The sequence below is a fragment of the Desertivirga xinjiangensis genome, from assembly GCF_024436435.1.
In the GTDB taxonomy this organism is placed as follows: domain Bacteria; phylum Bacteroidota; class Bacteroidia; order Sphingobacteriales; family Sphingobacteriaceae; genus Desertivirga; species Desertivirga xinjiangensis.
On sequence record NZ_JAFMZP010000001.1, the window covers coordinates 366,451 to 381,275 of the forward strand.

10 protein-coding genes are annotated in these 14,825 nt (G+C 45.1%); 9 read left to right on the forward strand and 1 reads right to left on the reverse strand.

The genetic code is table 11. The features are described 5' to 3' along the window. Positions 1 to 132: 132 nt before the first annotated feature. A complete protein-coding gene (locus J3P37_RS01615; RefSeq protein WP_256009240.1) occupies positions 133 to 1,794 on the reverse strand; it encodes a pectate lyase family protein in 1,662 nt (553 codons plus the stop codon). 190 nt (positions 1,795 to 1,984) lie between these two features. Between J3P37_RS01615 and J3P37_RS01620 the strand changes: the two genes are divergently transcribed. The 9 genes from J3P37_RS01620 to J3P37_RS01660 all read left to right on the forward strand — a co-directional run bounded on the left by J3P37_RS01620 (position 1,985) and on the right by J3P37_RS01660 (position 14,694). Then, complete coding sequence (locus J3P37_RS01620) at positions 1,985 to 2,821, forward strand: VOC family protein (protein ID WP_256009241.1); 837 nt, start codon at positions 1,985 to 1,987, stop codon at positions 2,819 to 2,821. Between the two features lie 26 nt (positions 2,822 to 2,847). Further along, a complete protein-coding gene (locus J3P37_RS01625) occupies positions 2,848 to 3,972 on the forward strand; it encodes an acyltransferase family protein (RefSeq protein WP_256009242.1) in 1,125 nt (374 codons plus the stop codon). Positions 3,973 to 4,142: 170 nt separating this feature from the next. Then, complete coding sequence (locus J3P37_RS01630; RefSeq protein ID WP_256009243.1) at positions 4,143 to 4,460, forward strand: ArsR/SmtB family transcription factor; 318 nt, start codon at positions 4,143 to 4,145, stop codon at positions 4,458 to 4,460. A 2-nt stretch (positions 4,461 to 4,462) separates the two neighbouring features. Next, on the forward strand, positions 4,463 to 4,954 hold the full coding sequence (locus tag J3P37_RS01635; RefSeq protein ID WP_256009244.1) for an SRPBCC family protein: 492 nt from the start codon (positions 4,463 to 4,465) through the stop codon (positions 4,952 to 4,954). Positions 4,955 to 5,017: 63 nt separating this feature from the next. Next, positions 5,018 to 5,260, forward strand: coding sequence for a hypothetical protein (locus J3P37_RS01640; protein WP_256009245.1), 243 nt, complete (start codon positions 5,018 to 5,020; stop codon positions 5,258 to 5,260). After that, positions 5,257 to 8,079 carry a SusC/RagA family TonB-linked outer membrane protein gene (locus J3P37_RS01645; protein ID WP_256009246.1) on the forward strand — a complete coding sequence of 941 codons (2,823 nt, stop codon included), beginning with the start codon at positions 5,257 to 5,259 and terminating at the stop codon, positions 8,077 to 8,079. Before J3P37_RS01640 ends, J3P37_RS01645 begins: the two co-directional genes overlap by 4 nt. A gap of 12 nt (positions 8,080 to 8,091) precedes the next feature. Beyond that, positions 8,092 to 9,759 carry a RagB/SusD family nutrient uptake outer membrane protein gene (locus J3P37_RS01650; protein WP_256009247.1) on the forward strand — a complete coding sequence of 556 codons (1,668 nt, stop codon included), beginning with the start codon at positions 8,092 to 8,094 and terminating at the stop codon, positions 9,757 to 9,759. Positions 9,760 to 9,777: 18 nt separating this feature from the next. Continuing rightward, the gene (locus J3P37_RS01655; RefSeq protein WP_256009248.1) at positions 9,778 to 12,918 is read left to right on the forward strand and encodes a SusC/RagA family TonB-linked outer membrane protein; all 3,141 of its coding nucleotides are present in this window, start codon (positions 9,778 to 9,780) and stop codon (positions 12,916 to 12,918) included. A 3-nt stretch (positions 12,919 to 12,921) separates the two neighbouring features. Then, positions 12,922 to 14,694 (forward strand): RagB/SusD family nutrient uptake outer membrane protein, encoded by a 1,773-nt coding sequence (locus J3P37_RS01660; RefSeq protein ID WP_256009249.1) that lies wholly within the window; start codon positions 12,922 to 12,924, stop codon positions 14,692 to 14,694. Positions 14,695 to 14,825 lie beyond the last annotated feature (131 nt).

Genomic DNA, 14,825 nt, shown 5'->3' on the forward strand with positions numbered 1-14,825 from the left:
AATTTTATTTGAAATAAAGCTATGAGGGTGTTCAAAATTCAGTTTCTTAGCACACGTGACACACGCGCGCTAGCAAGCGATTATGCGTGTGCTAGCGCGCGACTCCCTCATGCTTTATCTATTAGTATGTGTTTAGGGCTTTACTGTGGCTAGGGTAACTACGCTGTTTAAGTAGTCCTCCATATTAGTATAGCCATCATTGTTCTTGTCAGCACTAGCATCCGAGGCATCTTTTGGATTCAGGCCATTTTTGGTTTCCCAACTATCAGGCATCCCATCACTATCCGTATCCTTATAAGGAGTTCCCTTATATTCAGGGTATCCGCCTACCTGGCTGATGTCCGTTATAATGCCCCCTTTATAAGAATCAATAGGCAGCCTGCGGTGTTTAAACTGTGTGGCTGGTACTTTTACATTCTTAAGCGGATTGATGTTGCCTGTTCTAACTTGTTCAGTAATACGGGTGTCCACCGGATCTCTCTTGGGAAGAGAAGCACCGGCATTATTCAACACATAGTTAAAAGCCTGATCTGCCGGTAGTAAAGAGATGTTAGCCATTGGAAACGGCTTATTCACTTTCATTGCAGCAAAGTATTGTTTCGCTGAATTGAAGTCCATCAGCTCGCCGTCTTTACCCTCAACCTGTATTCCTCCATGCCAATTGTCGGCCGTTACTTTCTGATTGCCGTGTACAATATTTCCGGTCACATAAGCCCTTCCAAACACCACGTAGGGAAGTTTGCTGCGGCCAGACTCCGGTTTCAGAATACGATAGGCAAGGGGAGTCTGAGGCGTTAAAGGCCCTGGCCTGTAGTAATTATTGATGATGTTGTATGTGGCTTTATAGTCTCCGCCGTCTGTTGAGCGGTGAACCCAGTTAAATACCACGTTGTTGGCGAAGTTAAACGTTCCGTTCCAACCGATAGAAGGATTTCTTCCGGCGTTGTTTGCCCAGAGATTACGCATAAAAGTCGCATTCTCACCACCTAAAGTGCTTCCAAAGGCATGGTTCCAGGTATCTAAAGCTTCAGAAAAAATCGAGTTCTGAATCGTAAGGTTTACCGTTCCGAACTTCTCCTCTTTTTTACCCGTGCTGTCGTTATACATATGCCTGTACATCGACATATTCTCATCAAGACCCCAGCTGGCAGAAACATGGTCGATCATGATATTACCTATTGGATTTCCTCCGATAGCATCGTCGCGCCTGCCTACATTCGTTTCTCCTCTGCGGAAACGCATATAGCGGATAATCACGTCGTGGGTATTGATCCAGACAGATTCACCTGCAACACAAACACCGTCGCCAGGAGCGGTTTGCCCGGCTATGGTAATATAAGGTGCACGAATAATCAGCGGACTTTTAAGACGGATGATGCCTGCAACGTTGAAGACCACTGTACGGGCTCCACCCTGTTCGCAAGCTTCACGCAGCGTACCCGGACCGCTATCAGCAAGGCTTGTAACTACGTATACTTTTCCGCCGCGTCCGCCGAATGAATAAGCACCTCCGCCTTCCGCTCCCGGGAAAGCGACGATCTCGGCCTGAGGAAGATCACTGGGGCGGGCCGCCCATGGAATAAAGGGCTTACCTTCTTTTGCCTGTTGCTCTATTATTGGAAGTGCTTTTTGCCAGGCTATGTCAGACTGTTTCCGGGCTTCGGCCATTAGCGCATTCGATGCTCTGCCCACGTCTTCCGGTATTTGCGGATACTGCGCTCTGGACGTTTGCGTGATTAAAACAGCTACAAAGCATAAAAAACTTTTGAATAGCTTATGGTGATTAGTTTTCATTGAAAAAGGATTTTCGATTTATCTATCTAAGAGAGGATTTTAAAGTGTCAAAAAAAAGGTAAATGCGACGTATGTAGATATTTTACTCCTGAGTCAGGATAATTTCGGGCTGGAAATAATTGTCTGCACGGTGTTTTGATAAGCAATAACGAAATCTTTTTCAGATATTAGACTACGTCAATTGAACACTATGGAAAACAACATGTATCCCTGTATCTGGTGCGATGGAAACGCAAAAGCCGTAGCAGATTTTTATTGCTCTGTTTTTGAGGATGGAAAAATAAAGACAGAAAACCCTGTAGTAGTAACCTTTGAATTAAGCGGTCAGAGATTTATGGCCTTAAACGGAGGGCCCCAGTTTAAGGTCAATCCCTCTGTTTCCTTTTTTGTAGTTTGTGAAACGGAGGCTGAAACTAAAGAGGTTTGGACCAAGCTTATGGAAGGAGGAAGGGCTTTGATGCCCCTCGACAAATATGACTGGAGTGACTTGTATGGCTGGGTCCAAGACCGCTTCGGCATAAGCTGGCAGATATCTTTTGGGAAAATGGAAGATGTGGGACAGAAATATACTCCCACATTGATGTTTGCTGGCGACCAGTTTGGAAAAGCTGAACAAGCCGTCCAGTTTTATACATCCATATTTAAGGACTCTACTGTAACGGGCATTTTGTACGATACACCAGACGACGAAAGCGGGAGATCTGTAGTGCATGCGCAATTCCGTTTAAATGGTTATGTGATGATGGCTATGGATAGTTCATTGCCTCACCCTTTTTCATTTAATGAGGCTGTCTCAATGGTAGTAAGCTGTGAAAACCAGGAACAGATCGATCATTACTGGTCAAAGCTTACTGAAGGTGGAGAGGAAAGCATGTGTGGATGGCTGAAAGATAAATTTGGAGTTTCCTGGCAGATCGTTCCATCCATACTGGAAGAATTGATGAGCGACCGGGAGAGAGGAGGCAGGGTGATGCAAGCTTTCTTGCAAATGAAGAAGTTCGACATCGAAACTTTGATAAAGGCCTGAAATGATGGGGGGATAGCAATACAGAAATGAACGTCAATCACCAAAACAATGTTCTCAATACCAAACAGCATTTCGAAATTCTTGACGGTCTGAGAGGAATAGCAGCATTAGCTGTAGTGATATTTCACTTCATGGAGTGGATTCAACCAGACTTTAGTAAAAATTTTATAGGCCACGGCTATATGGCTGTCGACTTTTTTTTCTGTTTATCCGGGTTTGTCATCGCATACGCTTATGATGATCGTGTGGGGGATATGGGGATCTTAAAATTTTTAAAAACCAGGTTTATAAGGCTGCACCCGCTGGTTATCCTGGGGGCCGTTTTAGGCTTGTTAGGGTTCTTGTTTGATCCTTTCGTCGTTCGAGCCGAAGGACATGACCTGGGGAAAGTACTGCTGTCATTGTTGTCTGCTGCATTGTTGATACCGTATCCGGCAATGGAAGAGCGTGCATTTAACCTTTTCAGTTTTAATGCGCCTGCATGGTCCCTTTTTTGGGAGTACGTGGCGAATATTTTTTATGTTCTTGTTCTCTATAAGATCAGCCGGCGTTACCTCGGCATTTTAACTATACTATCGGCTGCGGTACTTGGTTTCGTTGCCTTCCGCGCAGGGAATCTGGTAGGGGGCTGGTCAGGTCCAACCTTCTGGGATGGATGTGCCCGTATTTCTTATTCCTTTCTGATGGGGATGCTGATCTTCCGGTTCAACTGGATCATCAAAAACCGTTTGGGTTTCGCGGGACTTACTGTATTGTTAGCTCTCGCTTTTGGAATGCCCCTGTTCAAATGGAACTGGCTGGCGGAATTCCTGGTTGTTGCAGTCTATTTTCCATTGCTTATTTCTTTAGGTGGCGGAGCTGCTTTATCAGAAGGTCTCAAAAAGATTTGCCTCTTTTCGGGAAAGATATCATATCCACTTTATATGACTCATTATGCAGCCATATGGATATTTGGCAATTACTTTATTAATCACAAGCCTGCCGGAGCGGAGCTCTTTATCATCGTTATTGGGGGCACACTTGTCTTAATTGCAATAGCCTATGCTGCGATGGTATTCTATGATGAGCCAGTGCGGAATTATCTAAGAAGTCGTTTCCTGACCAAGCGGAGAACTTCATTTTCCGCTGTTGAACCTGTTGAACAGGGTTAGTTTTCCTTTTAATATAAGAAAGATAAACAGAGTTAACTATTTAAAAACCCTGTGTACCTCTGTGTCATCTCCGTGGGCTCTGTGTTAAATTATCCGTCTAAAAAGTAATCACAATAATATTTGCGCAACCAAATGGTTGTTTTTATATTTGGCAACCATTTGGTTGAATAATGATTGAAAGAAGAGACGTATTTCAGGCTATAGCAGATCCTACCAGGAGAATGATCATACAAAAACTTGCCCGTGAACCATTGAACCTGGCCACCATTGGTGAAGACTTTGGTATTAGCAGGCAGGCCATTGCCAAACATATTAAAGTTTTGAATGAATGTGGCATGATCGAAATCACTCAAAAAGGGCGTGAACGATTTTGCGAAGCCAGGCTGGAGCAGTTAAATGAGATTACAGATTGGGTGAATGAGTCTCGTAAATTATGGAACTACCGCTTTGACAAACTGGATAAATTCCTAAAAGAAACAAAAAAATAAATATGGAAACGCAAAAAGAACTCTTAATTACGCACCTGTTTGATGCTCCAAGAGAAAGGGTATTTGAAGCCTGGACAGATCCAGAGCTGCTGAAGCATTGGTATGCGCCTGACGGCTGCACTATCGAATTCAAGTCCATTGACGTTAGGCAAGGAGGAAGTTTTCATTCCTGTATCTATGATCCGGTGCACGGCGAGTGCTGGATAAAGGGAGTGTACTCAGAAGTTTCTGCACCTGAAAAATTAGTATTCTCCATGGTGCTATCTGATAAAGACGGAAACTCTGTTCGTTCAGTCGAGGCCGGAAAGGCCGATGACTGGCCGGAAGAATTGCTCACCACGGTTATATTTGAACCTGTCGGAGAAAGGACCAAGGTTTCTATCCACCAAACGGTTCTGGAAGAAGAGGCAAAGAAAACCGGTGCCTACCAGAGCTGGATCAAGATGTTTGACAGGTTGAATTCGATTCTAATCAACAGCATAGACAAAAGCTGAGATAGGCACTGGTTGAATCGACAGAAATTGATGATCACCTGAATCTTCTCAAGCAAGCCATTGATGAAGGATACAGCATCTAACGGTGTTAAGATTTTGTTATCAAAAATAGGGTTTAATATTAGGATTGAGTTTGGAGCTACTGTAAACGCATTTTATCTCCGCCAGTCAGCATTTTCTGATTTTAAGGGCTTAGTAGATAGGTGGCCTAAATGGCTCTCTTCTGTAAATAGACAAGAGGATCTTGATAGTCGGGAGAAATCTCCGGCGGTAACAGGGTCCTCTGATTACAGGAGATTTGTATGAGAAAAACACTACACTCACGCTCAAAAAAAATTACACTCTTACTTATTTCATCAGGAATCCTTTTTCCTGCTGCCTGGTCAGGTGCATTTGCGCAGGGCAGAAAAAAACAATCAGCACCGGATCAGCAGGATACGGTGCTGATTGCAAGTCCTGAAAAGGTACCTCAGCTGTTTGGTACGGTTCGTCGGGATCAGTTGGTGCAATCGCTAAGCTATCTCAACGGGAAGACTCTGGAAAGCTCTCCGGTTAATTTACTTAGCAATGCCCTTACCGGAAGACTTGCAGGTTTGTATTCTGTGCAGACAAATGGCGCTCCCAGATTTGACAATTCTCAGCTCAGTATCCGGGGCAGATCACCCCTGGTGGTTATTGATGGAGTGCCACGGTATAACTTGGTTGACGGAGCCCCGCTTTTTGACGTGCTGGCAATAAATCCCGAGCAAGTTGAGTCAGTCACGCTTCTTAAAGACGGATTGTCGACAGTAATGCTTGGAAACAGGGGGATGGATGGTGTGTTAATGATCACCACCAGAAACAGAGGACAGGAACCAGGCTCAAGCATTTCTATCACCGGACAGGCAGGCTTACAAACTCCGCTTGGAATGAGAAAGCCGCTTTCCGCATTTGACTATGCCAGTCTTTACAATGAGGCCTTAAGTAATTCAGGTTATTCTCCTGTGTATTCCCAGGATGATCTCGAAAAATACAGGAGCGGCACTGATCCCTACCATTTTCCTAACGTAAACTGGAGAGACGAAACACTGAGAAATAATGCTCCATTACAGCGTTACACGCTGAATGCCGGAGGAGATCATAAAAACGTAGGCTACTTTGTTTCGCTGGACTATCAGTCCCAAAACGGATTATTTAAAGAAGATCCAGCTGCAGACTACGGTACAAATATCAAATTTGACAGGTACATTTTCCGTTCGAACGTAGATCTCAAAGTCAGTAGTAGCCTTGATGCAAATTTGAATGTCACAGGAACAATTCACGATTATATTCAGCCTGGGGTCGGCTTTGAAAACCTGTTCCACTCGCTGCAAACTGTTCCTCAAAATGCAAGCCCTGTCACAAATTTTCAGGGATCATTTGCCGGTAACCGGCGTTATCCGCGAAACCCGTATGCTGACGCAGTTGCCTCCGGGTATCTTAAGAATAATCTTCAGGCAGCTTCAGCCACTTTAAGCCTCCGAAAGGATCTGAGCGATGTTATAAAAGGAAGCTGGATTAAAGCTCTTGTATCTTACAGTCCTTCTTACGAACAAAAAATTGACCGTTCAAAAGGATATAATGCGTATAATTTCCCGGTTACGGGCGATACCTCTGTATACACCCGTGTGAATTCAATAACCGATCAAAATAATGCTTCATCTGTAATCGGCCGTCTGCAGCAAACTTATCTCGAACTGTCGGCAGGATACGATCAGCAGTGGAAGGCGAACGGCTTATCGGTTTTGCTGCTAGGTAGTTACGAGAGTGACCAGAGTAATATGCAGCTAAACCAGCAGTTCAAAAATATCAGTGGCCGGATCAGTTATTCATATGATCAGCGCTTTAGCTTCGAACTGGCTGGAGCCTATAGTGGCAACAACTGGTTTGCAGCAGGGCATCAATATGGTTTTTATCCCGGAGCCGGTTTAAGCTGGAACGCACATAAAGAGCCTTTCCTGCGCAATTTTACTTTCCTTAACGAACTTAAGCTTAGGGCTTCCTGGGCCCGGGTAGGGAATGCTGATCCCGGATATTTTCTCTTTCGCCAGGGCTATGTCAGTGGTTCTGGTTACTTCTTCGGTACTGGCGCGACATCTGCCGGATCCTACTATCGCGGCACTCCTGCCCATAACCGCGATGCTGAAAAATCAGAAAAACTCAATGTCGGCTTTGATATCGCTTACGCGAAACAGCGTGGCTGGTTTAGTTTTGATTTTTATAATAACCGCCAGTATGATCTTCTTCAGGTACGCGGCAATAATACTGGTCTGTTTGGACAGGAGTATCCGCTTGAGAACCTCGGCCGGAACCGTTTTTCCGGGATTGAAATCACCACCGGCTGGGCTGCTGGTTCAGGCCGGCTTAAGTACTCGGTTTCAGGAAACTTATCGACTGTTGCAAGTAAGGTGATCGACAATGACGAGCCGGAGCAGATTTATCCATGGATGAGTTCTATGGGACATGCCGTCAACCAGATAAGGGGCTATGTTGCAGAGGGGTTCTTCGGGCCGGACAATCTTGGCGATGCCTCTGTTCAAGGGTATACACCACAACCCGGCGATATAAAGTATACGGATCTCAACAATGATGGTATTATTAATGGATACGACAGAACAGTGATAGGAAATAACCATCCTTTAGTTTTTTACGGTGTTTCGACAGCTTTACGCTACGCTGGTTTTGACTTCAGCATGCTAGTTCAGGGAGTTGCAAACCGGGATATATTGACTAATGGTGATTACCAGTTCGCGTTTGGTAACGACGGACTAGGACAGGCGTATGAACATAATCTGAACCGTTGGACACCGGCAACCGCAGGCAGCGCTGTCCTCCCGCGTGTAACTATTGGTTCAAATCCGAATAATTCTGTTTCCTCTTCACTCTATGTCCGGAACGGCAATTACCTGCGTCTTAAAAATACAGAGATCGGCTATACGTTTAAAGCCGGTTTTCTGCCGCTCAACACTGTCAAAAAGATCCGGGTCTTCGTAAACGGCCAAAATCTTCTAACCTTCTCTAAGTTTAAAGATGCTGATCCGGAGAACTATACCGGGCTTTACCCGATTCAGCGTGTAATTAACGGCGGACTGTCACTTAAACTTTAATATATCCCAGCAATGTTTTCAAAAAGATCATATAAATTATATGCTGTACTGGCCTGCCTGTGCATGTCGTACACTGCCTGTCAAGAGGCTGAGGAATTTCCCCTGGAGGTGAGAACGGAAGAACTGATTTACGATCAGATGGATATCAACGGTCAACTTGCCGAACAAGCCCTCACCAATCTTTATACGTTTTTACCTAAAGGCTTTAACCGGATAAACGGCGCTTTTCTGGATGCGGCTACTGACGACGCGGTAAGTTCTCAGTTATCAGGGGATATTCATATCCTCGCTAAGGGGTACCAAAACCAGTTTGAGGTAGTGGACGAAGTATTCGCTCACAATTATACCGGGATTTCCAGGGCAAATCTCTTTTTGTCCAAAATCGATGTGGTGCCTGTGTCCGAAACATTCAAGCAGTACTGGAAAGCAGAGGCAAGGTTTCTGCGCGCTATGTTTTATTTCGAACTCATTAAGCGCTATGGGGGAGTGCCGCTCGTAGGCGAAGATATATTTGAAATGGAAGACAAGATTTCCCTGCCGCGAAACAGTTTTGCCGAGTGCGCACAATATATCACTGCTGAGTGCGATGCCGTCAGCGGTTTATTGAGAAAAGATGCAGCACTTGTTCCAGCGAATGAATTGGGGCGGATAACCCAGGGCGCAGCACTTGCCCTGAAGGCACGAACACTGCTTTATGCTGCAAGTCCCTTAAATAATTCCGCAAATGATGCTGGTAGATGGCAGGAAGCAGCCGATGCGGCTAAGGCAATAATTGACCTCAATTATTTCAACCTGAATTCCAGCTTTAGTGGAATATTCACCACAAGAAATGTGAAAGAAGCTATACTCTCAGTTCAGTCTGCAAAGTCTTCCAGTCTTGAGCAGGCTAACTCACCCGTGGGTTACTATTCAGATCTCTACAAATCAAATGGCACAACCAGTCCTACTCAAAACCTGGTTGAAGCATTCCCTATGCTGAACGGGCGCGGTATCCATGAAAACGGCTCAGGTTATGACGAGCAGGATCCGTACACCGGTCGCGATCCGCGTCTGGAAGCTACCGTGTTTTACAATGGACAGGAATGGCTGGGCAGGCCGGTGGAGACATTCGACGGAGGGAAGGATCGTCCGGGTACAGCATTGATCCAAACAAAAACAGGCTATTATCTCAGGAAGTTTCTCCCGGATCTCTCCAGCGCGAGCAATTACCCGGCTGCCGATCACAATTTCATCATCTTCAGGTATGCAGAAGTTTTACTGAACTATGCGGAAGCGATCAATGAAGCTGCAGATGCTGTTGCCAATCGCGATATCGCCTATGCCCAGCTTAAGGCAATTCGTGGACGAGCAAAAATTACTGCCGGAGATGGTTCTCTTTATGGCCTGAAAGGAAATATGACGCAAGATGAGATGCGGGAAGCTATACGGCTGGAAAGAAGGTTGGAACTGGCCTTTGAAGAACATCGTTTCTGGGATGTGCGCCGTTGGATGACTGCTGAAACGGAGTTTAACAAAATGCTCAGGGGCATAAGGATCACTAAGACTGCTGACGGAAGCTTCAGTTATCATGTGGAAGCTGTTGAGTCACTGGTGTTTCAGGCACCGCAGATGTACCGGTATCCGATTCCTTTCGCAGAGCTTCAGGCAAATAAGGCATTAATTCAAAACCCCGGATGGTAAGTTACGCAAAGACAAATTATGAAGAGTTTATATAAAATCGTTTTTACTTTTTTTCTGGCTTTTGCTGCGATATCGGTATACGCACAAAACCGGGTGATCAGTGGTGTGGTTAGCGACGAATTCGGAGCTGTTCCTGGTATTGCTGTTCTTGAAAAAGGTGTCAGTAATAATGGCACGGGCACTGATGCCAATGGGCGGTTTAGGATCGCCCTCAAAGGAAAAGGAAATATCCTCGTTTTCCGGGGAATGGGTTATGAGATACGTGAGATCAATGTTGGGGGTATTACAACCCTGAATGTGCGCCTGCAAACAGAGTCGAAGGGCCTGAACGAAGTAGTGGTTATTGGTTACGGAACCCAAAAGAAAGTCAGTGTTACCGGTTCTGTAAGCATGGTGAACCGGGAGGAAATCCAGCAAACACCTTCTGCGAGCTTGCAGAACGCCTTAACAGGAAAGTTACCGGGGTTTTTCTCTCAGCAACGTGGTGGTCGTCCTGGTGCAGACGGGGCGGAATTCTTCGTTCGTGGAGTCAGCACGTTTGCGGGGCGCAAACAAAGTCCGCTCATTCTTGTGGATGATATTGAATCTACTTATGAGGACTTTCAGAATATCGATGCGAACGAAGTGCAGAGCATCAGTGTTTTGAAGGATGCTGCTACCACCGCGGTTTATGGAGTTAAAGGCGCTAACGGTGTAATTCTGGTTACTACCAGAAGAGGTAAAACCGGATCCCCTCAAATAAACTTCAGGTCTGAATTCGGACTGCAAATGCCTACCAACGTTCCTGAAGTTCTCAATTCTGTCGACATGGCCATGCTGCGAAATGAGGCACTGAAAAACGATGGAATACTTGGAATCGGAAATGGTACACCAGAATTTACTGAAGAAGATATTGAGCTTTTTCGAAATGGAAGTGATCCTTACGGGCACCCCAATGTAGACTGGTATAATACTTTATTTAGAAAGAGTGCTCCCATCTCAAAATCTAATCTAGATCTGTCTGGAGGCTCTGAGCGTTTAAATTACTTTGTTTCCCTTGGGTATCAAACTCAGGATGGCTTATTAAGGAATTTCAAAGCGGATGATGTGAACAATAACTACAGTTTTAACCGCTATAATTTCAGGACCAACCTGGATGTTAAGGCAACCAGTTCATTGAGTTTACGACTTGATCTATCCGGAAACAACACCGTAACAAATCAACCCCAAATTGGTGATGGTGCTTTTCGCCAGGTGATGGATTACGAGGAACTTCCTCCTTATAGCTATCCTGTTTATAATCCTGACGGAAGTTTCGGTTCTTCGGCAACTGCTGCTAATAACATTGTGGGACGCATTAAACATGGCGGTTACGATCGTGACCGGCAAAACCTGCTAAATCTGAATGTTTCAGCTACTCAAAAGCTGGATTTCCTTGCCAGTGGGCTGCAAGCCAGGGTAGCTGCTTCTATCAGTAATCAAACCTCGTCACGACGTTCGCTTTCCAGCTCTAATTTTCCTTCATTCTCTTATGATCCGGAAACGGAAAAGTATACGCCAAGGGACGTCAACGTTTTCCGTGTAGATCCATATTCTTTACAATATCAATCGGGCAGGCCCAGGCGGCAATCCACATTGCAGGCGAGCTTGAATTACGACCGTACTTTCGCAAATACTCACAATCTGAGTGTCTTGGCTTTATACAACCAGAACACCAAGCTTCTTGCCAGTTTTGAAGATGATGAGGAGACTGAAAGCAGCTATATCCCGGAAAATTTCAGAGGTTTTACAGGCCGTGTAAGGTACAATTACAAGAATAGATACCTCATTGAATTTAACGGGAGTTATAACGGTTCTGATAAGTTTGCTGCAGAAAAGCGCTTTGGATTCTTTCCGGCAGCCTCGGCAGGTTGGGTAATTTCTGAAGAAGGTTTCTTCAAAGATAACATCAGCTTTGTAAACCTGCTTAAAATACGTGGCTCGTTAGGTGTTGTTGGAGATGATGATCTTGGAGATTATAAAAATGCTTACGAGGAAAATTATGAACGTTCTGGTAGCTACTCGTTCGGAGAATCGAATACCAACAATCCGACTATTGTTCCATTGTCGCTGGCAAATAAAGAGGTTACCTGGTCAAAGGAACGGAAGGCGAATGCCGGGATTGATTTCGGCTTTTTCAACAACCACTTATCCGGATCTGCAGAGCTGTTTTTTAACGAGCGATATGATATTCTGGCCCCACGACAAACTGTTCCATCTTACTTCGGTATACCGGGCGGACAATTACCGCCGCTTAATCTCGGGAAAGTAGGTAACCGGGGCTTCGAAATGGAGCTGAATTACAGTACGAAGCTCAGTAAAGACTTTAGTGTCAGCTTGAATGCAAATTATTCATTTGCCAAAAACAAGATCCTTGAAATAGATGAAGTAAATCCTGCTTATCCCTGGAAAATTCAGACCGGTCAGCCTGTGGGTTCTTTTATGGGATACATCTGGGATGGATTTTATTCTGTTGAAGAAGCAGCTGATCCTTCCGTTCCTAAATACATAGGATCTACAACTCCTGAAGGAGGAGAGGGGACAACCTTACCCGGCTTTCTTAAATATCGCGATCTGAACGGTGACGGTGTAATTTCTGATGACGATCGTGGTTATTTTGGAGAGCCCAACCTTCCCAATACTACTATTGGTTTCGGAACAGGATTCACCTACAAATCACTTTCCCTGAATGTAATGCTTCAGTCGTCGTTGAACTACAGTGTCCAGGTGGGATATGCTATTTCGGTACCATTTAAGGGAAACCTTCAGTCAATCCACATGAAGAGATGGACGCCTGAAACTGCTGCAACGGCCGAATTTCCGTCGCTGGTAAGTAATTTTCACGGAACATATATGACCACGGGAAGCAACTCCGATTTCTGGGCAGTAAGCGGAGACTTTCTGCGAATTAAATCAGTAGAGCTAGCCTGGAGACTACCAGCTAAGTGGGCAAATAAAGTGGGTATGAGATCAGCAAGCATTTTTGCGAACGGTTATAACCTGTATACATGGTCAAGATCTTTCGAACGTTTCGGCGTTGATCCTGAAGTGGTGCGGGGAGACCCTTCTAATTCAACTTATCCTTCAATTTATCCGAATTCAGCAATTTTTAACCTGGGGCTTAATCTATCCATTAAATAAAAGATGAAAAAGATATTTTTGTTAATCGCTCTTTTTGTAACAGTACTAACGATATCCTGTAAGAAGGAGAGCTTCCTGGACACTAAAACTACCGCCAGTCTGAACGAAGAGATAACGTTTGCCGATAGTACCAACACCATGGATTTCCTGGCAGGGCTGTATGTCGACATGAGTTATTACTTCCAAATCACTCCCGCTCACAACCAGCGTGAGACGAGTAAAATTACTGACGAAGGGGAAGGCCGTTACCCGGCGGGAGGTAACTTTGATAAGATATTTACCCAGGGAACTTTTGCCAATACCTATTTTAATAACTATGCTGCAGACTGGCTGACGTTTTACGGCAATATTCGCAAAGCGAATATCCTTTTGAGAAATATGGACAGGGTTCCATTATCCGAAGCTAAGAAGAAACGTATTATTGCTGAAGCTCGTTTTCTGAGAGTTCTCTATTACCACTACCTTACACGGGCTTTCGGAGGCGTACCTATAGTTCAGGATGAGGTATTTGATACGAACGCTGTAGGTACCCTTGTAAGGAACACCTGGGAAGAATGCGTAAATTATATGGTAAGCGAATTGGATGCTTGTGCGAACGATCTTCCGCCAAACTATACCGGCCTGGATTATGGAAGGATTACCAATGGAGCCGCCCTTGCATTAAAATCCAGGATATTGTTGTATGCTGCCAGTCCTTTGTACAATGGGGGAGGTACTTCAGATAAACCCGAACTTCAGAAACTGCTCAGTTATCCTACAGCAGACCGCAACCGTTGGGAAGCTGCACGACGGGCTGCGGAGGCAGTAATGAATCTCCATATTTATGACCTGTACACTGATAATTCCACTCCATGGTCGGGATCGGCGACAGGAAAGGGCCAGGGCTTCTACGAGGTGTTTATTACCAGGGTAAATAATGAATTTATATTGTCAAGACTTTTGCCTAATGGCAAGCAAGTTGAGCAGGGAAGCCTGCCACGTTCCCGGGGAGGTGCTAATTTCTATTTTTATCCCACCCAGGAGATGGTGGATAAGTTTCCAACCATCAATGGGAAATCCATAAGCAGCGATGTAAAATCTATGTCCAACCCACAGGGGTACGATGTATCCAATCCTTACGCTAACCGCGACCCGCGGCTCAGCGCTACGGTGATTTATAACGGGAGTAAGTTTTTTCTAAACAGCACAAAAGCTCTGTCGGAAGTAAATACCTATGTAGGTGCACCAAGTGATGGCCTGGTGGAAGTTTCAAAGAATACGGCCACCATCACCGGTTATTACTCGCGCAAGATGTGCGACGAGTACGCCGCAATGACAGGAGGCAGCAATGTAGAGCGGGGGCTCCCTATTATCCGCTATGCTGAAATCCTACTCAATTATGCTGAGGCTACCAATGAACTTGATAACAGCTCTGAAGCCATGGAGATCCTTAAAGAATTAAGAATCCGCGCCGGAATTAACCCTGGACCCGATGGAATGTATGGATTGCCTGCCTCACCGTTGAAAGACGAAGCAAGCGAGCTGATTAAAAACGAACGTGCCATAGAACTTGCTTTCGAGCAGCATAGGTTATGGGATATCAGGCGATGGAAAGACGGGCCAACACTTGACGGTAAATATGTACATGGAATGAGGATTACGAAAAGCGGCTCTTCTTATAGCTATCAGGTCATTGATGTACGCACGCGTTATTTCAAAGATATATATTACTATTTCCCGATTCCAAAGGATGAAGTTACTCTTAATCCCGCATTACTTCAGAATCCAGGGTATTAGTTCAGGTGAGGTATGTAGTTGTCGGTTACTAGCTGTTCGTAGATAGTGCTGGCCGTAGACTTGAGCGAAGCGGAGTCTGCGGACAGGTCTAGTATGCTAATTAACTGGCGGGTGCTAGCGCACGTGTACCG